Genomic DNA, 22,236 nt, shown 5'->3' on the forward strand with positions numbered 1-22,236 from the left:
TTAACTAAACGACATTGATATTGATATTATAAAATAATATGGCAAACCAAAAAAAGAGAAATTCATGTTGATGATCATATATTATTCCTGCAAAAAAGAACTCATATAACAATGAAAAAATCATAATATAAGCTATTCTTATAGTAATTATTAATTTTTTATGAGTTAAATAACTTTTTATGAAAACAATTAAGGCAGGTAAAAAAGCTGTAAATGTAAAAAAGGCAAAAATGTAAGCACCACAAATTAAATTTACTATGGTTATATAGATACTTCCCCAAAAAAATAATGCAAAATTTTGGGTAAACTGTTTAATATAAATCGCAACAATTTGTTCTATTTCTTTATGAAATGATTTACTTTTTTTTTGCATTATATTTTATTTTATTTACAGTATATTTGAACTAAAATATAAAATTTAAAAATATCCATGTTCAATTTGATGTTAATTGAATTAAACTATACATTTTTACAATTACATCATGAATTTCATACGGTTTTGTAATTACCGCATCAAAACCTACTTTTTGGCAAGTATAAAAATCTTGGTCTATTGTGTTTGCTGTTAGTGCTATTATTGGTATTTTTTTTAAATTTTCATCTTTAGATGTTCTAATTTGTTTTGTGGCTTCGATACCATTCATAATTGGCATTAATATATCCATCAAAACAATATCAAACTTATTTTCGATAAGCAAATCAATTGCTTTTTTTCCATTTTCAGCAATTATTATTGTACATTTTTTTAAATTATTTATCAATAATTTTTGAAGTATTTTTTGATTGATTTTATTATCTTCAACTATCAATATTTTTAAATTGGACAAATTTTCGATTATTACATCGTTTACATAACTTGAAGTTGATTGAATTTGAGCAATTACAAAAGGAATTTGAATTACAAAACAAGTTCCTTCATTTAATGTGCTTTTAACAGAAATAGTACCACCCATTAGATCGATAATTTCCTTTGTAATGTAGAGTCCCAATCCGATTCCATTACTATTCAAATTATTTTTAGATTGGTAGTATTTTTCAAAAATTGCGTTCAAATTTTCGTTTGCAATACCAATTCCGGTATCAATAATTTCTATAATCAGATTGATTTTATTTTTTTCAATTACTTCTTTATTCATAATAACTTGAACCGATCCTTTTTCTGTAAATTTAATAGCATTAGAAATAATGTTCATCAAAACTTGATTGAAACGTTGGGTGTCGCCATAAACATATTTAGGAAAATCCGACTTTTTAATTAATTCATACATTAATTTTTTTTGATTGATCATATTTTGATTGATCTTAAAAATAAAATCTACATTTTCCTCAATACTAAATGTATTTTGAGTCAATTTGAACTCACCAAGATTAATTTTGGAATAATCTAAAACGTCATTTATTAAACTCAAAAGATGATTGGAGGAATAATTCATAATAGTTTGATATTCAATTACTTCACTATTTACAAGCTTGTCCGAAATGAGTAAATCAGATATACCTTTAATGGCATTCAAAGGTGTTCTCATTTCATGGCTAATAGTTGCAAAAAAATAGTCTTTTACTTTTTGAATATGAATTTGTTTTTGTTTATAATCTTCAAGTTCAATATTTCTAACTAACATTCCTCCTAAAATTCTTTCAAAAAACCTATTATTAATTGTTTCTAAATAAATTATAGCACATACTATCAACGCAAAATGAGAAAATTTCCAAAAAAAATAATAATGTATCTGTTCACAATATTCAGAGAAATCTAAAAAAGGAGCATAATAAATCATAAACATGGTGAATATGATAAATAAATGTAAGCTAATAGCTTTTTTTTGAAAAATGATTGTATTTAAATTATAAAATAATAAAATAAACCACCAAAATAAAAAGGGATGTTTCCTGTCATAAATTATTGCAACGCAAAAAAAATCAAGAAACAAGCAACAAATAACTAATATGATGTCATTTGTAGTACTTGCAATGGGAAGTTGGTTGATTTTTCTATATATTATTAAAATTATAGAAGGTAATATAAATAATATATTAAAAAATGCAAAAATATAGGCACCGCAAATCATATTTATTATTGACGATGCAAGGTTACCAAAAATAAAAAGCATCAAAATTTCTTTAAACTGGATAATATACAGTTTAACAATTTTTTGAACTTCGTTATTATAGGCATTAGAATTCATCTTTAACAAATACTTTTTGTTTCATTAAATAACTAATTTTGCCTAGAACATCATCTATTTCAAAAGGTTTTGTAATGACATCATTCACACCAACATCATAACACTCTTTGAAATTATTTTCCCAAACATTGGCTGTTATTGCTATAATTGGTACATTTTGTATGTCTGTGTTTGCCATAGTTCGTATATACTTTGTAGCGTCTAATCCATTCATGATGGGCATAATGATATCTAATAAAACAATATCGTATGGTTTTTTTTCTAATTCTGCTAAAGCTAATTTGCCATTATCTACAATTGTTATTTTACAGTTTTTCAAATTGTTACTTAATAATTTACTCAGTACAATTTGATTTACTTTATTATCCTCTGCAATTAATACGTTTAAATTCGATAAAAAATCATAATCAATTTGAGCAATACAATTTTCTTCATCATGAGTCTCTAAAAATTCAAATGGGATTTCTAATTTAAATATGGTTCCAATCCCAACTTGACTATCAACGGTAATAGATCCATCCATTAAATCCACAATTTGCTTGGTAATAAACATTCCTAAACCTATACCACTTTCAGAATGAGCTATTTTGGCACGGAAATATTTGTCAAAAATAAAGGCCAAATTAGATTCTGAAATTCCCATGCCAGAATCTGTAATGGTAAGATTGAGCCGAAAACATTTAGGCATTTCTGGATCATAATATCCTTGATATACTATATTAACAAACCCTTTTTTAGTAAACTTGATTGCATTTGAAATTAAGTTCATCAAAACTTGGTTGAATCGTTGGGCATCCCCCACAACAAATTTTGGCAAATCTGATTTTCTTTCTAATGTATAATCTAATTTTTTGTCTTTTGCAATATTTTTATTAGTATTAAAAACAAAATGAATGTTGTCTTCCAAATCAAACTGACCATGTGACAAACTAAATTCGCCTAAATTAATTTTTGAAAAATCCAATACATCATTTACTAAATTCAAAAGATGATCTGAAGAATAATTCATTATTTTTTGATAATCTTCTATCTCTTTTTGAGTTAATTTTTTTGACACTAATAAATCTGAAATCCCTTTAATTGCATTAAGCGGCGTTCGCATTTCATGACTAATTGTGGTAAAAAAAGTGTCTTTTACTTGTTGAATATTAATTTGATTGGACTTGTAAATGGCCAATTCGTTTTTTTCAATTAATATTTCATCTATATGTCTATCAAATACTTTTCGGCTAATGGTTTCAATATATACAATTGACATTAATACAAATAAAATATTCACATCTCTAAACAATTCAGGGCTTTTATTGATTTCATGAATGCTATCATTAAAATTCAAAAACTCAAAGGTATTGATGGCGTAAACCGTAATAATTATAAATATATAGAAATAAACCGCTTTTTTTTGAAAATTAATGGGCTTTACCATAAAAAAAAACAATAAAAACCATACATTCAAAAATGGATAAGTTACGTTATAACAAACTCCAACCACTGTAAAATTGATAAAAATAAAAAAAAATACAAATATAGCTTGTAGTATAGATATTTTTAATTTTCTATGTTTAATTAAACTATAAGATATAATAAATAAAGTTGGAATTACACAAATTAAATTTACTTTTGCAACAAACTTTAGCCCTAAATAATAATCAATTGCAGAAACAATTATGGCAATTATCACATAAAAAACTACACTCGTAGGAAAATAAGCAATAAAATGTTTAAATATATTGTCAATTTCACTCTTAAACGTAATTTCTTTTTTCATTTTTTAAAACTTTATTTAGAATAATTTCTATAAGTACTATAATTTTGGTTTATATAAAATGTAGGTAGCAAAAAAAAAATATTCTACTTAAAAATGTTATATCGTTACTATTTTGCTTAAAATATTAGATTAATTTACGCAATTCGTAATTTGCATCACACTAGATTTGGAAGAACAAATCTAATTTATTCTTTTGTATTTAATGTTAATTTTTCCATTTTTTTAATAATATCGTTAATTTCATAGGGTTTGGTAATTACATCGTTAATACCCGACGCATAGCATGATTTTAAATCATTTCGCCATATATTGGCCGTTAAAGCAATTATAGGCAACTGATTAATCAAGCTACTTTTATGATTCCTAATCCATTTTGAAGTGTCTAATCCATTCATATTTGGCATAATCAAATCCATTAAAACTATATCAAAATAATGAACCCCCATTTTTTCGATGGCTTCTAATCCATCATTTGCAATCAAAATGCTACTATTTTTTATATTATTTTGTAACAATTTATGCAAAACTAATTGGTTAATTTTATTGTCCTCAACTATCAAAATACGTAAATTTTCTAATTTATTTCCTGTATTTATCAATTGAGTAGCTGCATCTTCTATTTTTTCTATTACTACTTTCAAAGGCAATTCCATTTCAAAAATAGTTCCTTCTTTCAATTGACTATGCACATTAATTTGCCCTTTCATCATTTCGATTATTTTTTTAGTTATAAATAATCCTAAACCAATGCCACTACTGTTTAAATTATTTTTTGCCTGAAAATATTTATCAAAAATTAAAGGTAAATTAGCTTCATCTATGCCAATTCCTGTATCCTGAACCATTATTTTAAGCATAAATACAGTATTGTCCTTGATAAATTTGCCTCCATATATAACCTTAACCCCTCCTTTGTTTGTAAATTTTATAGCATTAGAAATCAAATTCATCAATATTTGATTGAACCTTTGAATATCTGACAATACCAATTTTGGTACAGCTGTGTCTTTTATCAATTCATAACTTATACCTTTATTTTGAGCGGTATCTTTGTTGATATTAAATGCAAAATTAATGTTTTCTTCTACATTCAAATTTTGTTCAACTAATCTAAACTCACCTAAATTGATTTTGGTATAATCAAAAACATCATTTACCAAATTCAATAAATGATTTGCAGAATAGTTCATAATACGTTGGTATTCTGTAATCTCTTCGACTGTTAGCTGTTCTGAAATGAGCAAATCCGAAATACCTTTTAAGGCGTTCAATGGCGTACGCATTTCATGGCTAATGGTAGAAAAAAAAGTGTCCTTTCCCTTTTGAATATTATTTTGATATTCTTGAAATAACTCTAATGCTTTATTTTTGAACATTAAATCTACCAAAAACACCCTAAACATTTTAAAATTTGACCATTTTATAATACAAACAGCAATAAACAATATTATAATATGAAAATACTTCCATGTAATATAGTATTTTACAACTTTTTCTGAATATTCTGAAAAATCAAAAACTTCAAAATTCCATAACAAAAAAACAGTAGCGGCTAAAATAGCATAGAAAAAAATAGCTGTCTTTTGAAAATTCAAAAAATCAATCAAAAATAAAATTACAAGAAAATAGGTATATAAAAATGGGTGTTTATTAAAATAAATGGTTGCAATAATCACTATAGACGCATACAAACAAAAAATTAAAAGATAAACTTGGTTAATGCTGATGGCGAAATTCTTTCTTTTGTAATAATTTACAAACAATAAAAAAATGGGAGGTATCAAAAAAATGGTTAATATTATACCCCCTAAATATTGACCACAAATAAAATCTACTATTATTATAATAATACTTGACAATATATATGCAAAAAGTAGATAAATGAATTTGTCTGAATATCCATTTATAATACTTTCATACTCTTTTTTAAACGAATGGTCGTCCATATATTTTTTTTTCTAAAGACAAATATAAAAAAAAATGCTATACTTTTTAGGTATAGCATTTTTTATCATTTAAAATAAATTAAAACTTGAATCGTTTTCTATCATTTTCAGTTAAATATATTTTTCTCAAACGAATACTTTTTGGTGTAACCTCAACATATTCATCTTTTTGGATGTATTCTAATGCTTCTTCAAGTGAGAAAATAATTGGTGGAATAATTCTCGCTTTTTCATCATTTCCAGAAGAACGAACATTTGATTGTTTCTTAGCTTTCGTTACATTGATACACATATCATCGCTACGAGAGTTTTCTCCAATTACTTGTCCTTCATAGATTTCATCATTTGGATTCACAAAGAATTTACCACGATCTTGTAATTTATCGATAGAATACGGAATGGCTTTTCCGTTTTCCATAGAAATTAACGACCCATTATTTCTTCCTGGAATTTCACCTTTGTAGGGTTCGTATCCAATATAACGGTGAGCCATAATAGCCTCTCCAGCTGTTGCAGTCAATAATTGGTTACGCAATCCGATAATTCCACGAGATGGAATATTGAATTTTACAATCATTCGTTCTCCTTTGGCTTCCATAGATATCATTTCTCCTTTTCGAATAGAAACAAATTCTACAGCACGACCCGAAAGATTCTCTGGCAAATCAATGGTTAATTCCTCAATTGGCTCACATTTTTTACCATCAATTTCTTTGATAATAACTTGTGGCTGACCAATTTGCAATTCATAACCTTCTCTTCTCATGGTTTCAATAAGAACAGATAAGTGCAAAACGCCACGACCAAAAACCATGAATTTATCAGCCGAATCGGTTTCACCTAGCTTCATAGCTAAGTTTTTCTCTAATTCTTTTGTTAATCTTTCACGGATATGACGAGAGGTTACAAATTTTCCTTCTTTACCAAAGAAAGGCGAATCGTTGATTGTAAACAACATACTCATTGTTGGTTCATCGATGGCAATGGTTTGCAAAGCTTCTGGGTTTTCAAAATCGGCAATAGTATCACCAATTTCAAAACCTTCGACACCCACAATGGCACAAATATCTCCTGCTATTACTTGAGCTACTTTTTTTCGACCCAAACCTTCAAAAGTATGCAATTCTTTTATTCTGGATTTCATCACTTTCCCATCTCTTTTCACTAATGAAATAGGCATACTTTCTGTCAAAACTCCTCTTTCCAATCGACCAATAGCGATTCGACCTGTAAAAGAAGAAAAATCCAAAGAAGTAATCAACATTTGAGGTGTTCCTTCAGATACTTTTGGTGCAGGCACATTGGCAATAACCATATCTAACAATGGTTCGATGTTTTCGGTTTGGTTTTTCCAATCGTCTGACATCCAGTTGTTTTTAGCCGAACCATAAACTGTTGGAAAATCCAATTGTTCTTCGGTAGCACCCAATTCAAACATCAAGTCGAATACTTTTTCATGCACTTCCTCTGGCGTACAATTTTCTTTATCTACTTTATTGATTACTACACATGGTTTTAGACCAAGGTCTATGGCTTTTTGCAACACAAAACGGGTTTGTGGCATTGGCCCTTCAAAGGCATCTACTAACAAACAAACACCATCGGCCATGTTTAAAACACGCTCTACCTCTCCACCAAAATCGGCGTGACCAGGTGTGTCGATAATATTAATTTTGGTTCCTTTATAATTTACCGAAACGTTTTTTGAGGTGATTGTAATTCCTCTTTCACGTTCCAAATCATTGTTGTCAAGGATTAAGTCGCCTGTGTTTTCGTTTTCACGAAATAATTGGCAGTGGTACATAATTTTATCAACCAAAGTCGTTTTACCGTGGTCAACGTGGGCAATAATTGCAATGTTTCTAATAGATTCCATCTGTGATTTTTAATGGGTGCAAAGGTACACTTTATTTTAATATAAAAAATTAATTTTTTTTATTTTAAATTGGAACATTTTTGAGATTACATGGCTGCATCTATTTCATTTAATGTGTTGAAAATCAATATATTTATAAAAACTTAATAGATCCTAGCAAAAGGAGGTATTGTGCAATCATTTTTTGCAAAAAAGAGAAGCTTATTGGAATACAAAACATTTTAATTAAAAAAATAATTAGCACTTTTTATATTGAACAACATTTTTTAAAAAGCAAATAATTATAAAAAATTATGCTATAACTTTATAAACAACATCCATTTGATATTGTTTTTTTCAATAGATTGATACAAAAAACGCTCCATAAAGGAGCGTTTTTAATTTATACTAAATTGTTGAATTACAATTTTGAAACATGTTTGGTTAATTTAGACTTCAAGTTAGAAGCTTTATTATCATGAATGATATTTTTCTTAGCTAATTTATCAATCATAGATATTACAGATGCTAATTTAGCAGCTGCTTCAGATTTGTCAGTAGCCAATCTTAATGCTTTGATAGCATTACGAGTAGTTTTATGTTGGTATCTGTTTAATACTCTTTTCTTTTCGTTGCTTCTAATTCTTTTTAAAGCTGACTTATGATTTGCCATTTTTTTGTTTTTTTTCTTTTAATAATTTTTTTTTGTAGCCCGTAGGGGAATCGAACCCCTCTTACCAGGATGAAAACCTGGCGTCCTAACCGATAGACGAACGGGCCAATGGGCTATTTTTTTATTTGCTTTACAAAATTGGTAGCCCGTAGGGGAATCGAACCCCTCTTACCAGGATGAAAACCTGGCGTCCTAACCGATAGACGAACGGGCCATTATTCTGTATTGCGGTTGCAAAGGTACAATTATTTTTTATTCATGCAATAGTTAGACTAGTTTTTTTTATATTTTTTTGACATTTGTTTTTAAAAATGCACTTCGTTTTTTATAACAAACTGATATTGTGATTTTTACTAATTGATAATCTTTCGCTCTCAAACTGATTATTTGATTATTAGTCGATTGATTAGTTTTCAATTACCACATTTATCATGATAAAAAAATAGTTGTTTGACGGTATTTTTTGGGTCAAAATGTGGTATTTTTACATGATATAAAAAATGACTAACACAATTCAGGTTGGTTAAAACAAACATTATTTTGTTATTAAACTAGCACCTTTTTTTATATTTAATATGCTTTTGCAAACAAAACCCTTCCATTTGAAGGTTTGCCTGTAAACATACATTGCCCTTGCTCCTCTACCCTATCTAATGGAATGCATCTGATAGTAGCTTTGGTTAGTTCCTTAATTTTTTCTTCTGTTTCGGCAGTTCCGTCCCAGTGAGCTGCAACAAAACCTGTTTTGTTTTCCAAAACCTCTTTAAATTCTTCAAACGAATTTACTTCGGTAATATGATTATTTCTATACTCAAAGGCTTTGTTAAACATCTCTTTTTGAATTTGCTCCAACAATTGTTCAATGTATGAAGTGATGTTGTTTTTTGCCACTACTTCTTTAGTTAAAGTATCTCGACGAGCCACTTCAAAAGTACCGTTTTCAATGTCTTTTGGCCCTACTGCTACTCGCACAGGAACGCCTTTTAACTCCCATTCTGCAAACTTGAAACCTGGTTTTTGAGTGGTTCTATTATCATATTTAACGGCGATTTTCAATTTTTTCAAGGCATCAATCAGTTGGTTGGCCTCTTGAGTGATGTTTTCTAATTGTTCGTCATTTTTATAAATTGGTACAATAACCACTTGAATTGGAGCTAAATTTGGAGGTAAAACCAATCCATTATCGTCTGAATGGGTCATAACTAAGGCCCCCATCAAACGTGTTGAAACACCCCACGATGTTCCCCATACATATTCTTGTGAGCCGGCTGCGTTAGCAAATTTTACATCAAAAGCTTTGGCAAAATTTTGTCCTAAAAAATGCGAAGTACCCGCTTGCAATGCTTTTCCGTCTTGCATTAAAGCTTCGATACAATAGGTTTCTTCGGCTCCTGCAAAACGTTCTGTTTCGGTTTTCAACCCTTTAATTACTGGAATTGCCATAAAATTTTCGACAAAATCAGCATAAACGTTCATCATTTGTTCGGCTTCTTCTACGGCTTCTTGTCGGGTAGCGTGTGCGGTATGCCCTTCTTGCCATAAAAACTCGGCGGTTCTTAAAAACAAACGGGTTCTCATTTCCCATCGTACGACATTGGCCCATTGGTTTATTAATAAAGGTAAATCACGGTAGGATTGCACCCAACCTTTGTAGGTACTCCAAATGATGGCTTCGCTAGTTGGTCTAACAATGAGTTCTTCTTCGAGTTTGGCATTTGGATCTACCATTAATTTTCCAGGACGGTTTTCGTCGGTTTTTAATCGATAGTGGGTAACAATGGCACATTCCTTGGCAAAACCTTCAGCATTTTTCTCCTCGGCTTCAAACATACTTTTGGGTACAAACAACGGAAAATATGCGTTGCTATGGCCTGTTTCTTTGAACATGCTATCGAGTTCGGCTTGCATTTTTTCCCAAATGGCATAACCATACGGTTTGATAACCATACAGCCACGAACCCCTGAATTTTCTGCCAAATCTGCCTTGACAACCAGCTCGTTATACCATTTTGAATAATCTTCATTTCTTTTTGTTAAATTCTTGCTCATATTGTTAAGTTTGGCATAAAAATTGTTTAACTAATTTTAACATAATAGTTCGACAAAACTAACTATTTTTGTATTGTCCAACAACAAAAATTTAAAGGATATGAAAACAAATTACTTTTCCAGCAAAAAATCGGTTATTTATACACTATTTGGATTGATTTCTGTGATAATAACGTCTTGTGGTACTTATCAAAATAGTACTTATTATGATCATGATGGCATATATGGCAATGAATCGCAAAAGCCAGTTGTACGTACAGAAAACAATTCAAAATATCAAGATTATTTTTATAATTTACAACAAGAAAGTGGTTTGGCTACAACAACTGCCGATACTTATACTTCGACACCAAATGCTTCGGCAACAACCACATCAAATACTACCCAAACGGCAACACCAAGTTATTCTAGCTGGGGAAGTAATCCTAGTACCGTAAACATTACTTACTATGGTAGCGGATGGGGATTGGGTTACAACAGTTGGGGTTTTAATACCTACTATGGTTGGAATCCCTATTATTATGGCTACTCTCCATATTATGGCTATGGAATGTATAACAACTGGCATGGATGGAATTGGGGTTGGAACTATCCATATGCTTATTATAACCCCTATTATGGATATGGCTACTATGGTAATTACTACAATAACTATTATGGAAGTTATCATAATAATGGCTATGGTTATAGCTACAATCATGGCAACAGACGAGGTGCTGCAGGAAATTTGGGAGGAGGGCTTTATGGCAACTCGAATTATAGCAATGGAGGCAGAAATAGAACGACAGATACATATCAATCGCCAAGAAGTGGTGTTCAAAACGATAGTTATGGCAATACTATAGCCCCACGAGGCAGTATGGCCAATCCGAGAAATTATTTGCCAAGAACAGATGCTGCACCTAGAAGTTATCAGCCAAGACAAACATCTGAAACTACCAATCAGCCAAGAGGTTATCAGCCAAGAACCAACCCGAATACCAATGAGGGTACACCAAGGCCAACTTATACTCCTCGAACATATACTCCATCTGAACCATCTACAAATTATAACCCAACACGTGCTGACTCTGCACCAAGAAGTTATACGCCTAGTAATAATGGCGGTGGCGGTGGCGGCGGCAGATCGAGCGGCGGCGGCGGCGGAAGAAGATAACCAATCTACTATTGATGGTTCTTATAAAAATATTTAAGCCATTATCTTTTTGAGCAAAAGGGTAGTTGTTTGCAGGAGTGTTTTGCGTGAGGGATAGTAGTGGAAATCCTTTTTTGCCACTCTTTTTGTAGCAAAAAAGATTATTTCACAATTTTATATTTCTTTTGGTATTCAATGAACGTTGTTTGAAACGGATAGCCCGACCCGAAGTTTTTACGAGGGGCACGCCCAAAGAATTGGCAACATATTGCAGGAGTTACATTAATTTATGTTGCATATTATTGTGTACTTACGAGGAACCATTTTTTAAAATTTTTCTTATTAATTTTAATTCAATCAAATGAAAAAATATATTTCTTTATTGCTTATTGGAGGATTTATTTCCAATAGTCAGGCACAGGAAACTACGGATGCCCTTCGGTTGTCGTTGGACAATTTGAACGGGACGGCCCGTTTTAGAGCAATGAGTGGTGCTTTTGGGGCATTGGGTGGCGACTTGTCTGCTATTAGTGTAAATCCTGCTGGATCGGCGGTATTTTCAAATAATCAGGCGGCGGGTTCTATATCTAGTTTTAATACAAATACAGAGGCTACTTATTTTGGAAAAGCCGCAAAATCGAACCATAATGCTTTGGATATTAATCAAGCTGGGGCGGTTTTTGTGTTTAAGAATTGGGATAAAAAAAGTGAATGGACTAAATTTTCTGTGGCTATTAATTATGAAAATGCGGCCAATTTGAGCAACAAAATATTTACGGCGGGTACCAATCCGACCCATTCGCTTGGTAATTATTTTTTGACTTATGCCAATCAGGGTTCTATTTCTACTAATGATTTGACATTGCAAACGAATGAAACGGTGGCAAGTTTGTACAGTTATTTGGGGTCGAATCTTGGGTTTGGTGCCCAGCAAGCCTTTTTGGGCTACAATTCTTATGTGATAGACCCTGCGGCCGACTATAATGATGCTACCAATAGAAAGTATATTTCGCTTGTTCGACCAGGAGGTAATTATTATCAGGAAAACACTTTGAGTGCCAAGGGATACAACGGAAAATTGTCGTTTAATGCTGCAGCCTCTTACAAAGACAGGTTGTATATTGGTTTGAATTTGAACTCGCACTTTACGGATTTTAGACAAAAAACAACTTTTTTTGAACAAAATAGCAATCCTAATACAACTGATATTCGGGTGAGACGCATGATTTTTGAAAATGAATTGTACACGTATGGCAATGGGTTTTCGTTTCAAATGGGTGTTTTGGGTAAAATTACCAACGAATTTAGGGCTGGACTTGCTTATGAGTCGCCCACGTGGTTTCATTTAAATGACGAGTTTACGCAAAGTTTAACAGCAGTATCGTCTGATAATGTGGGGGAGCTAAATCCAGATGTAACCAACCCAAGGGTTACAAATATTTATGATCCATATACTTTGAAAACCGCTGGAAAATGGACAGGAAGTTTGGCTTATGTGTTTCATAAAAAAGGATTGTTGAGTTTGGATTATGCTATAAAAGATTATAGTGCGGTACAATTTGGTCCAAAAGATCAATTTTCGGACATTAATAATTATTCCCATTTGGTACTGAATCAAACGAGTGAGTTGCGAATTGGGGGCGAATATAAAATAAACAAATGGAGTTTGCGAGGAGGCTATCGAACAGAGCAAAGCCCTTATAAAGACAAAACAACGCTTGGCGATTTGAAAGGATATTCGGCAGGATTTGGATACAATTGGGGTGGTACAAAACTTGATTTGTCGTTTGCCCATAGCGAAAGAACTGGTAAGTTGCAATATTTTTCGACAGGTTTTACAGACAGTGCCTTGCTGAAATCGATTCAAAACAACATTACGGTAACTATGTCGTTTGAGTTGTAAATGGTATTTTGTACCTAAAAAAAAGCCCCAAATTATTACAATTTGGGGCTTTTTTTTAGGTGTTTATTAAAGGATTAAACTTTCTTTTTCTTTTTATTATTTCTAAGTTTTTCGGGATTGTCTTTCAATAAAGTGTATTTTTCTTTTTGCTCTTTGTTGAGCATTTCCATAATTTTTCTGTCTGTAGTATCCGAAAGGGCTTTGATGTCGTTTGTTTTATCTTCGTCAGATGCTTCTTTTTTCAAAATAACACCTTGAGCTTTGATACTCGAGGTTAAAATATTAGCAATTGCAATGCTTTGCAATTCGTCGAGGTTGAGTTCGGGTTTTAGTTTTTCAATAATTTGGGCTGCTGTTTCTTCGGCAGGAATTTCTTTAGGCTTTTCGGGTGTTCGGCCTTGTTGCATGCCGCCGCTTCCCATTCTGTTCATACCGCCGCCATAACCTTGGTTGCCACCGCCATAGCCGCCACCATATTGAGCTGTTGCTTGCATACTTGCAAAAAATAGCCCTAGTACCATTATTTTATATCTTATTTTCATTTTTTTTATTTTAAAAATTAAAATCAAATTTCTACATTTTAATTAATATATACAATAGTTTGCCTTTTTTTTAACCAACTGTTCCATATAAATCAAATTCGGTAGCCTCTGTAATTTGAACATCCACAAACGAACCCGTTTTTAAATAAGTTGTTGTGGCGTCTATCAATACTTCGTTATCTACATCGGGGCTGTCAAACGCTGTTCTGCCCACAAAATAGTTGCCTTCTTTCCTGTCGATAACACATTTGTAAGTCTTGCCAATTTTTTCTTGATTCAAATCCCACGAAATTTGCGATTGGAGTTCCATGATTTCGTTGGCACGTTGTTGTTTGGTGGCTGCAGGCACATCGTCTTCTAACAGGTAAGCATGTGTGTTTTCTTCGTGAGAATAGGCAAAACAACCCAATCTGTCGAATTTCATTTCTTGAACAAAATCTTTTAGAGCATCAAAATCGGCTTGTGTTTCGCCAGGATAGCCAACAATAAGGGTGGTTCTGATGGCAATACCGGGTACCATTTTTCTAAAATCTTGAATTAACTGGGTGGTTTTTTCTTGTGTGGTGCCACGCCTCATCGATTTCAAAATATTGTCGGACACGTGTTGCAACGGAATATCTATATAATTGCAAATTTTAGGTTCACGACGCATAACCTCCAAAACATCCATTGGGAACCCCGAAGGATAAGCATAATGCAACCTAATCCATTCTATACCATCTACTTGAACAAGTGCTTCAAGCAATTGGGCTAAATTTCTTTTTTTGTAAATGTCTAAACCGTAATAGGTTAAATCTTGAGCAATCAAAATGAGTTCTTTTACCCCTTTTTGAGCCAAACCTTCGGCTTCTTTGACAAGCTTTTCGATTGGTTGCGACACGTGTTTGCCACGCATAAGTGGTATGGCACAAAAGCTACAAGGGCGGTCGCACCCTTCGGCAATTTTCAAATAGGCATAATTTTTGGGTGTGGTGGTGAGTCGTTCGCCCAAAAGTTCGTGTTTATAATCGGCACCTAGGGCTTTTAATAAACTGGGCAACTCTGTGGTGCCAAAAAACTGGTCCACGTTTGGGATTTCTTTTTCCAAATCGGGTTTATAACGTTCAGACAAGCAACCTGTTACAAAAACTTTATCTATCAAACCTCTTTCTTTTTTGTCGGCATATTCTAAAATCATATTCACCGATTCTGCTTTTGCATTATCAATAAATCCACAAGTATTAATAACAACAATATTCCCCTCTTGTTCATGCACTACGGCTTTACCGCTTGCTTTTAATTGTCCCATCAATACTTCGCTGTCATATACATTTTTAGAACATCCCAGCGTAATGACGTTTATTATGTTGTTTTTGATAGATTTTGTTCTCATCTAAATGTTTTTAGTTTGGATAAAAATTTGGATTATTTTTTTGCAAAAATACATTAATTTAGGATTGAATGTCATTTTGATTTATAAAATGCTAAAAAAATGGATTTTATTTTGGCTGTTGGTGTTTGTTTGGGACACGGATTTTGCATTAGGGATAGCAGTGTAAATCTTTTAGAAGCCCCCCATCCCCCAAAAGTGGTGTTGTATTGCACGAATATAGTTTCTAAATATGGCAAAAAAGATTATTCCACAATATTATATTTCGTATGGAGTTCAATAAACGTTGTTTGAAACGGGCAGTCCGACCCTTGGTGAACGTCCAAAAATCAAGTAGTTTTATTTGATATTGTATGTTAGAATTTAACAAAAATAGTGACCACGGTGGGATTTGAACCCACACGCCCTTACGAGCACCACCCCCTCAAGATGGCAAGTCTACCGTTTCTCCACGTGGCCCAATAAAAAAAGCATCCGCAGTGCGAACGCTTTTGGTGACCTGACTGGGGCTCGAACCCAGGACCCCATCATTAAAAGTGATGTGCTCTACCAACTGAGCTATCAAGTCGATGCTTGAATGTATGAAAAAAAAGTGACCTGACTGGGGCTCGAACCCAGGACCCCATCATTAAAAGTGATGTGCTCTACCAACTGAGCTATCAAGTCGTTTCATTTCTTCAATGCGGGTGCAAATATACAAACATTAAATTGATAATGCAAAGCTTTTTTGTATTAAATTTGCATTTTTTTTACAATTGGACTTAATGTCTTAATTTATAACATTTTAATATCATGAAAAAAATTGTATTAGTAGGCTACATGGGCTCTGGCAAATCACATATTGGTCAATTATTGTCAAAAATGTTGCACCTTCATTACTTGGATTTAGACGATGTTATTGAAAATCACGAAAATAAAAGCATCAAAAACATCTTTGAAACACAAGGTGAAATTTATTTTAGAAAAATAGAACACCAAATATTGAATGAATTGATGCAAAATGCTAACGATATGGTGCTGAGTTTGGGCGGTGGCACACCGTGCTATTATGACAACTACCATTGGCTCGAAAATCCAAAAATACAGTCCATTTATTTAGAAGCATCTGTTGCAACATTGTTCGAACGACTTCAAACTCAAAAAGCCAAAAGACCCATTTTAGCTCCGTTATCTGACGAAGAGATGTCGTCATTTATAGCCAAACATTTGTTTGAACGAAATGAATTTTATAGAAAATCGCAACACATTGTTAGCGTCAATCAAAAAACGCCCGAACAAATCGTTCAGGAAATCCTGTTATTGTTAGCTTAAATAAGCACAGCTGTTGTTGTCTGAAAATTCTACACAAACATGTTCTAGCATAGAGGTTGAAAGCGAAATGCCTTTAAAATCGACTTTTACAGGATATTTTTTGTGGTTTCTATCTACCAAAACGGCCGTTTTGAATTTAGAAAGAGGCACATCTAAAAAATGTTTTACGCCATATATCAGTGCCGTTCCAGAGTGTAACACATCGTCCACTAAAACAACCCCTTTGTTTTGATAGTCGGAGGCTGGAATTGATGTTGTAATTGGCAATCGAGGGGCTTCTTTATTGATGAATACTTTGCATAAAACTACTTTCAAAGGAGTTATTTTCATCAAATGTAAAGCTATTTTTTCGGCAAAAATATAGCCGTTATCGGCTATTCCAGCTATTACAATTTCTTGTTCATCTACAAATGTTTCATATATTTGATAGGCAATTCTTCTAATTTTATGCTCAATTTCAAGAGGGGTCAAAATGATTTTTTTAGTCATAAGGGTATTTTTTTATTGTTTTTAAGTCTATTATTAAAAGTACTGTTAGTATTTTTTATAAATAAAAACTGTACTAATTGATGTGTTTTTCAAAAGGTATGACAAACTTGGTAATCATATCACTTGCACGTTTTTTAGCTTGTGCTACAAAATGTTTTAAATAAGCCACTGCCCATTCCTCTAGGTTTCCTTTAAATTCTTGGTCTAAATCGCAAATATGGAATTGTAATTGCATAGCCGCAGCCCAATTGATATATAAATTACTTGGGTTGCATCTAATTAAACTTGCAAAATGAGCGTCCTTGCAAACTAATTTTTCTATATTTAATTCCCAATCAATCTCAAAATAGTTGATAGTAAATTTATCATATTCTTTGTTGTCAATCATTTTACTACAAACTTGGGCTAATTTGAAAGCAGAAATTATGTTAGGTGGCTGAGCTGATTTTGATAAATTACGAGTTTTTATATCAATAATTTCATAGAAATTATCTTTTACAACTAAAATATCTGCAGTATCATTTTGTTTTTCATCAAATGGATTTTCACTACTCCATTTATTTGTAACATCTTTCCCTCTTGCTAATAAAAAGTGTACAGAAGGTGATTTAAACAATTTTTCTCTTGCTTCATAACCTATGACATCTGAATTTTGAGTATATAAATCGTTTAAATATTCGTATTGTCTAAAGGTACAATTGGGTAATTGTTTTTTTATTTCACTATAAACATGTTTATCAAAAGGCTCACCTGCGGCATGACCAGATAAAGTTCCTGAAAGTGGTTTTGGTACAAATGCACCCTTTAGATTTTTAATTAATTCGGGATAATTTACGTGCATTGTGTTAAATTAAATAATATGTTAAATGATTCATTTATCGATTCAATATAAGATTTATCTTGATTTTTGAGATACTTTTTGGTTTGTTCAGAAATGGAATCATGTAATGCAACTTCATTTTCATTTGCCCAATCAATCACTCTAAAAGGGATGCTAGAAATTGGTTTTTCTGAAAACTCAACTATATTTCCTTTTACAATTCCATTACATTTTAGCCAATCAAAAATAATTGGATGGTTCAAATATGCTAAAATATATTCGATACTTTCTTTTGTGATTGGTTTTCTAAACAGTGCTGTTACATCTTGTGTTGGAAAAACACTTTCATCTACCAATGCAAAACGAAAATAATTTTTATTTGAAATTCGTTCTTTGCAGGGTACAAAAATACGTTTTTCATTTTTTTTGAAAAGATTAAAATTTCTCAAGAAAACCCATTCCCAATAATTAATTTTTCTATTGTATTGGTATCTTTTGTCTAAATCCGATTTGTATTTTTGAAAATGATTATAAAAATTTGGATAATTTTCTTTAAAATTTTCTTCTTCTAAGCCTTCGTTAATATAAATGTATTTGGTCATGTTGTCTATTACGAAAGGATTCAAATCTTTTGCTTTAACCACATTGATTGTTGCAGCCTGTTCATTTTCATTTAAAGCATGACCATTAACTTGAAATGCCTTGTCCAAACCACTAACTAAGCCATTACCAATATCACAAAAATCACCAATAGTATGAAATTGTTGTTTGTGGTCTTCAAACAAATTCAAAACATTATTTTGATTCTTCTTGAAACAATTCTTTTCTAATATTTTTAGCTCTTTTCTTATTTCGTCTGATTGTAAAAGCCATCTTTCATTGTATTGAAATTGCGAAACACTTAAAAATTCAGCATCTTTACATGCAATTTTATTTTTTAGATTAAATAAGGTTTCAATTGTCAATTTTTGATTAGCATAAAATTTTGAAACATCAATTTTTTCTTTTTTTTGTTTGCTTTTCACAAACTTAAATATAATTATCGAAACCGTAACTTTGTCAAAAATGGGTGTTTCATTAAAGTGGTAAATTGTTTCAAAATAACCATTTTGTACCATGTAATTTCGCAATGAAAGCGAATGTGTTGTATTCATCCAATATTCTGGACAAATAAAAATTAATTGACCGTTTTCATTTAATAATTCAATAGATTTAAGAATAAAAATATAAAGATAATCACAAAGTGAGTTAAAATATTTATTCCAAATTGGATGTGTTGAAAGCTCTTTTTTTAATTCATTTTCAAGATTTTTCCATCGTATATATGGTGGATTTCCAATAATTAAATCAAATTTTTGATTGATAGAAGCAGTAACAAAACTTTCATATTTTACACAATCAAATTGATTTGCTAAATCTGTGTCTATTTCATAAGCCATTATATTTTGAAAACCATTTTGCTTTAATATTTCTAAAAAAACACCTTCGCCACATGAGGGTTCCAAAATTTTTGAATCATACTGAATAGTTGCCAATTCAATCATAAACTCAGCCACTACTTTTGGGGTAAAGTATTGACCAAATTTATTTTTTTTACTTTGTTTAGTTGTTATTTCCATTCCTACAAATTGATATTGGACAAAGATACATTTTTTGTTGTTTGTTTGTAATTCCTAAACTATGTTTTGGCACTACACTTTGGACTGTATTAATGTAAATTACTAGTCTGCATTTTGATCATTTTCCATTCCATAATCTTCAATATCCCTTCTGTCCTTTTTGGTTGGTCGTCCTTCACCTGTTTTTCTGTAGTGTTCTTTAGACAATTTGAGCAGTTCCAAATGCTGGTACACCGCAGGGTCAGTATCATTTCGGCGGTAAATATCCACTAATTTAGCTGCAACTCTGTTATCGGGAATATCCAAAACTGTAATTTTTTGTGTAATTTGATCTTTTCTAAAAGTAATCACATCCGTTGGAAAAACCTCTTTTGATGGTTTTGCAACTTGTCCGTTTACTGTAATATGATTTTTTTTACAGGCCTCTGTAACCATATTTCGGGTTTTGTAATACCGAACACACCATAAAAATTTGTCGATTCTCATATTTTTTCTAAAATCTACGTTAAAATTGTTTACAAAAATAAACGAATATTGTATCTTGCACGCCTTAAACAAAACAAAAAAATGAAAAATTTGCAAAAAATATTTTTTATCTCTCTAATTACTTTATTTTCAGTAAGTTGCAACAAAACAGACACACCAGAGCCAGAAGTTTTAAGAGATTATACCGAACAATATACAGCGGATAAAACCACAATTGAAACATTTTTGAAAACCCATAAAATGACTGTGGATGCTAATTTTGATGTCAAATTCGACAAAACTACAGTACCCACAGAATCCATTTGGGGTGCTGGTACTACACACAATGCTAATATAAAAGAAAGGATTTATACAGAAAATAGTGTCAATTATACCATATACTACATTGAATTTCAACAAGGTACTGGCACAAGACCTTGCAATTTAGATGGGGTTTTAGCCGCATACAAAGGACGATTGATGGACGATGTTGAAGTAGCCACTGGCGATTTGGGTACGGTTTTTGATTCCAATAATGCTCCACAATCCTACTTGAATTTAGACCAAGTTATTAGAGGTTGGTCCGAAATATTTCCACAATTCAAAACAGGAACCTACACCGCCAATGCCGATGGAACTATTTCGTATAACAATTTTGGAGCAGGTGTTATGTTTGTACCCTCGGCATTAGCCTATTATAACAATTCTACAGGCTCTATACCAAGTTATTCTACCTTAATATTTAGTTTCAAATTGTATGAAATCAAACGAAATGACCAAGATTTTGATGGAGTGCCATCATGGAGAGAAGATTTGAACAATGATAATTATATTTATTATTTGAATTCTGGAGTTACCAATATTGATGATACAGACGGTGATTATATCCCAAATGCTTATGATATTGATGACGATAATGACCGGGTTCAAACCAAATTTGAAATCAAAAATCCATTAAACGGACAACCTTACAACTTTGATGCCATCCCTTTATGTCCATCAGACAATAAAAAAATTCATGTAAGTACTGCTTGTCAAAACTAAAATTTAAAAAAACCGTTTTCATATAGTAAAACGGTTTTTTTTTCATCAAAAAATCATTTTTTTATGTTAAAAATAGAAAACCTATATTTTTCGTATCAAGATACATTAACACTCGAAAACATCAATATCGAATTGTCTAAAGGGGCTGTTTTGTCTGTAATTGGAGCCAGTGGCTCTGGAAAAAGTACCCTTTTGAAACTCATTTATGGACTATACGATTTGGACAGTGGACAAATAATGTGGAAAAACAAACCCATTTTGGGGCCTAAATTCAAGTTATTGCCAGGCGAAGAATATTTAAAATATTTGGCCCAAGATTTTGACTTGATGCCTTATATTACTGTTTCAGAAAACGTAGGTGCATTTTTATCTAACATGAATCCTATAAAAAAACAAAAAAGGATTCAAGCCCTGCTCGACGTTGTAGAACTTACAGAATTTGCTCATCAAAAAGTGCAATATTTGAGTGGCGGACAAATGCAAAGAGTCGCATTGGCAAGGGTTTTGGCACAAAAACCAGAGTTATTACTATTAGACGAACCCTTTAGTCATATAGACAATTTTAAAAAAAATACGCTTCGCAGAAAGCTTTTTACTTTTTTGGAAGCCCAAAAAATCACCTGTATCATGGCCACTCACGATACAAACGATGTACTCCCCTACTCCAATTTGGTTATGATTTTGGAAAATGGTCAGTCAATTCGATTGGATACCCCAATGAATATTTATCATCAACCCAATTCAAATTATGTAGCAGGATTATTTCATGAAGTATCAGAAATACCAACAACTTATTTTGAAACGGCTCACAAAACTTGGTTTTATCCTCATGAATTGGAAGTTGTGCCTTTTTCAAAATTAAAAGTACAGGTAGAGAATGTTTATTTTAAAGGCAATCACTATGTAATAGAAGCCACTTTTGAAGGCGGAATATTATTTTTTGAAAACAAAACGCCCCTCGATTTGCATCAAATGGTTTATTTGAAAAATAAATAACACTTTTTTGAGAACTAAATCAACATCATTATCTAAAATTGATTATTTTTGATACATAATTTTAAA

At 31.8% G+C, this 22,236-nt stretch carries 17 protein-coding genes and 5 tRNA genes; 5 read left to right on the forward strand and 17 right to left on the reverse strand.

Translation table 11 applies throughout. The features are described from left to right. Positions 1-434: 434 nt before the first annotated feature. The 8 genes from B0A58_RS10775 to proS form a co-directional block, all read right to left on the reverse strand. Complete coding sequence (locus tag B0A58_RS10775) at positions 435-1,622, reverse strand: ATP-binding protein (RefSeq protein WP_243389483.1); 1,188 nt, start codon at positions 1,620-1,622, stop codon at positions 435-437. 553 nt (positions 1,623-2,175) lie between these two features. Continuing rightward, on the reverse strand, positions 2,176-3,954 hold the full coding sequence (locus B0A58_RS10780; protein ID WP_089081068.1) for a response regulator: 1,779 nt from the start codon (positions 3,952-3,954) through the stop codon (positions 2,176-2,178). Positions 3,955-4,139: 185 nt separating this feature from the next. Then, a complete protein-coding gene (locus B0A58_RS10785; protein WP_089081069.1) occupies positions 4,140-5,900 on the reverse strand; it encodes an ATP-binding protein in 1,761 nt (586 codons plus the stop codon). Between the two features lie 79 nt (positions 5,901-5,979). Further along, the gene (typA, locus tag B0A58_RS10790; RefSeq protein ID WP_014084608.1) at positions 5,980-7,776 is read right to left on the reverse strand and encodes a translational GTPase TypA; all 1,797 of its coding nucleotides are present in this window, start codon (positions 7,774-7,776) and stop codon (positions 5,980-5,982) included. A gap of 400 nt (positions 7,777-8,176) precedes the next feature. Further along, positions 8,177-8,428 (reverse strand): 30S ribosomal protein S20, encoded by a 252-nt coding sequence (gene rpsT, locus B0A58_RS10795; protein ID WP_014084609.1) that lies wholly within the window; start codon positions 8,426-8,428, stop codon positions 8,177-8,179. A 35-nt stretch (positions 8,429-8,463) separates the two neighbouring features. Continuing rightward, positions 8,464-8,535: transfer RNA gene (locus B0A58_RS10800), tRNA-Glu, on the reverse strand. Between the two features lie 32 nt (positions 8,536-8,567). After that, positions 8,568-8,642: transfer RNA gene (locus B0A58_RS10805), tRNA-Glu, on the reverse strand. 356 nt (positions 8,643-8,998) lie between these two features. After that, complete coding sequence (gene proS, locus B0A58_RS10810) at positions 8,999-10,477, reverse strand: proline--tRNA ligase (RefSeq protein WP_089081070.1); 1,479 nt, start codon at positions 10,475-10,477, stop codon at positions 8,999-9,001. A gap of 100 nt (positions 10,478-10,577) precedes the next feature. Here proS and B0A58_RS10815 point away from each other — a divergent pair, with 100 nt between their 5' ends. Further along, positions 10,578-11,633: a hypothetical protein gene (locus B0A58_RS10815; RefSeq protein WP_089081071.1), complete on the forward strand. Its 1,056-nt coding sequence runs from the start codon at positions 10,578-10,580 to the stop codon at positions 11,631-11,633. Positions 11,634-11,973: 340 nt separating this feature from the next. Then, complete coding sequence (locus tag B0A58_RS10820; protein ID WP_089081072.1) at positions 11,974-13,515, forward strand: OmpP1/FadL family transporter; 1,542 nt, start codon at positions 11,974-11,976, stop codon at positions 13,513-13,515. 74 nt (positions 13,516-13,589) lie between these two features. Here B0A58_RS10820 and B0A58_RS10825 read toward each other — a convergent pair whose 3' ends face one another. From B0A58_RS10825 to B0A58_RS10845, 5 genes are all read right to left on the reverse strand, one after another. Then, on the reverse strand, positions 13,590-14,057 hold the full coding sequence (locus tag B0A58_RS10825) for a hypothetical protein (RefSeq protein ID WP_089081073.1): 468 nt from the start codon (positions 14,055-14,057) through the stop codon (positions 13,590-13,592). Positions 14,058-14,127: 70 nt separating this feature from the next. Beyond that, positions 14,128-15,429, reverse strand: coding sequence for a 30S ribosomal protein S12 methylthiotransferase RimO (rimO, locus tag B0A58_RS10830; RefSeq protein ID WP_089081074.1), 1,302 nt, complete (start codon positions 15,427-15,429; stop codon positions 14,128-14,130). 373 nt (positions 15,430-15,802) lie between these two features. Continuing rightward, positions 15,803-15,885: transfer RNA gene (locus B0A58_RS10835), tRNA-Leu, on the reverse strand. A 33-nt stretch (positions 15,886-15,918) separates the two neighbouring features. Beyond that, positions 15,919-15,994 (reverse strand) — tRNA-Lys (locus B0A58_RS10840). 25 nt (positions 15,995-16,019) lie between these two features. Then, a tRNA-Lys gene (locus B0A58_RS10845) sits at positions 16,020-16,092 on the reverse strand. A 126-nt stretch (positions 16,093-16,218) separates the two neighbouring features. On the opposite strand from B0A58_RS10845, the gene B0A58_RS10850 reads away from it, so the two are divergent. Continuing rightward, positions 16,219-16,737, forward strand: coding sequence for a shikimate kinase (locus B0A58_RS10850; protein ID WP_089081075.1), 519 nt, complete (start codon positions 16,219-16,221; stop codon positions 16,735-16,737). On the opposite strand, the gene B0A58_RS10855 is transcribed toward B0A58_RS10850, so the two are convergent. The 4 genes from B0A58_RS10855 to B0A58_RS10870 form a co-directional block, all read right to left on the reverse strand. Next, complete coding sequence (locus B0A58_RS10855; protein WP_014084616.1) at positions 16,729-17,226, reverse strand: phosphoribosyltransferase family protein; 498 nt, start codon at positions 17,224-17,226, stop codon at positions 16,729-16,731. The genes B0A58_RS10850 and B0A58_RS10855 overlap by 9 nt on opposite strands. Positions 17,227-17,299: 73 nt before the next feature. Further along, the gene (locus tag B0A58_RS10860) at positions 17,300-18,067 is read right to left on the reverse strand and encodes a HincII family type II restriction endonuclease (RefSeq protein ID WP_089081076.1); all 768 of its coding nucleotides are present in this window, start codon (positions 18,065-18,067) and stop codon (positions 17,300-17,302) included. Next, positions 18,058-19,665 (reverse strand): HsdM family class I SAM-dependent methyltransferase, encoded by a 1,608-nt coding sequence (locus tag B0A58_RS10865; protein WP_089081077.1) that lies wholly within the window; start codon positions 19,663-19,665, stop codon positions 18,058-18,060. The genes B0A58_RS10860 and B0A58_RS10865 overlap by 10 nt, the downstream gene beginning before the upstream one ends. Positions 19,666-19,767: 102 nt before the next feature. Beyond that, complete coding sequence (locus tag B0A58_RS10870; protein WP_014084619.1) at positions 19,768-20,151, reverse strand: RNA-binding S4 domain-containing protein; 384 nt, start codon at positions 20,149-20,151, stop codon at positions 19,768-19,770. A gap of 81 nt (positions 20,152-20,232) precedes the next feature. Between B0A58_RS10870 and B0A58_RS10875 the strand changes: the two genes are divergently transcribed. Next, positions 20,233-21,174: an FKBP-type peptidyl-prolyl cis-trans isomerase gene (locus tag B0A58_RS10875; RefSeq protein ID WP_089081078.1), complete on the forward strand. Its 942-nt coding sequence runs from the start codon at positions 20,233-20,235 to the stop codon at positions 21,172-21,174. 63 nt (positions 21,175-21,237) lie between these two features. Next, positions 21,238-22,170, forward strand: a complete 933-nt coding sequence (locus B0A58_RS10880) for an ABC transporter ATP-binding protein (protein ID WP_089081079.1) — start codon at positions 21,238-21,240, stop codon at positions 22,168-22,170. Positions 22,171-22,236: the final 66 nt, after the last annotated feature.

Source organism: Flavobacterium branchiophilum NBRC 15030 = ATCC 35035 (assembly GCF_002217205.1).
In the GTDB taxonomy this organism is placed as follows: Bacteria; Bacteroidota; Bacteroidia; order Flavobacteriales; family Flavobacteriaceae; genus Flavobacterium; species Flavobacterium branchiophilum.

What these genes read in the sequence shown, in the direction of transcription:
- B0A58_RS10850 (WP_089081075.1), top strand. Translation starts at nt 16,219, where the DNA reads ATGAAAAAAATTGTATTAGTAGGCTACATGGGCTCTGGCAAATCACAT.
- B0A58_RS10860 (WP_089081076.1), bottom strand. Translation starts at nt 18,067, where the DNA reads ATGCACGTAAATTATCCCGAATTAATTAAAAATCTAAAGGGTGCATTT.
- typA (WP_014084608.1), bottom strand. Translation starts at nt 7,776, where the DNA reads ATGGAATCTATTAGAAACATTGCAATTATTGCCCACGTTGACCACGGT.
- proS (WP_089081070.1), bottom strand. Translation starts at nt 10,477, where the DNA reads ATGAGCAAGAATTTAACAAAAAGAAATGAAGATTATTCAAAATGGTAT.
- B0A58_RS10820 (WP_089081072.1), top strand. Translation starts at nt 11,974, where the DNA reads ATGAAAAAATATATTTCTTTATTGCTTATTGGAGGATTTATTTCCAAT.
- B0A58_RS10825 (WP_089081073.1), bottom strand. Translation starts at nt 14,057, where the DNA reads ATGAAAATAAGATATAAAATAATGGTACTAGGGCTATTTTTTGCAAGT.
- B0A58_RS10815 (WP_089081071.1), top strand. Translation starts at nt 10,578, where the DNA reads ATGAAAACAAATTACTTTTCCAGCAAAAAATCGGTTATTTATACACTA.
- B0A58_RS10865 (WP_089081077.1), bottom strand. Translation starts at nt 19,665, where the DNA reads ATGGAAATAACAACTAAACAAAGTAAAAAAAATAAATTTGGTCAATAC.
- B0A58_RS10875 (WP_089081078.1), top strand. Translation starts at nt 20,233, where the DNA reads ATGAAAAATTTGCAAAAAATATTTTTTATCTCTCTAATTACTTTATTT.
- B0A58_RS10785 (WP_089081069.1), bottom strand. Translation starts at nt 5,900, where the DNA reads ATGGACGACCATTCGTTTAAAAAAGAGTATGAAAGTATTATAAATGGA.
- B0A58_RS10780 (WP_089081068.1), bottom strand. Translation starts at nt 3,954, where the DNA reads ATGAAAAAAGAAATTACGTTTAAGAGTGAAATTGACAATATATTTAAA.
- B0A58_RS10870 (WP_014084619.1), bottom strand. Translation starts at nt 20,151, where the DNA reads ATGAGAATCGACAAATTTTTATGGTGTGTTCGGTATTACAAAACCCGA.
- B0A58_RS10855 (WP_014084616.1), bottom strand. Translation starts at nt 17,226, where the DNA reads ATGACTAAAAAAATCATTTTGACCCCTCTTGAAATTGAGCATAAAATT.
- B0A58_RS10775 (WP_243389483.1), bottom strand. Translation starts at nt 1,622, where the DNA reads ATGTTAGTTAGAAATATTGAACTTGAAGATTATAAACAAAAACAAATT.
- rimO (WP_089081074.1), bottom strand. Translation starts at nt 15,429, where the DNA reads ATGAGAACAAAATCTATCAAAAACAACATAATAAACGTCATTACGCTG.
- rpsT (WP_014084609.1), bottom strand. Translation starts at nt 8,428, where the DNA reads ATGGCAAATCATAAGTCAGCTTTAAAAAGAATTAGAAGCAACGAAAAG.
- B0A58_RS10880 (WP_089081079.1), top strand. Translation starts at nt 21,238, where the DNA reads ATGTTAAAAATAGAAAACCTATATTTTTCGTATCAAGATACATTAACA.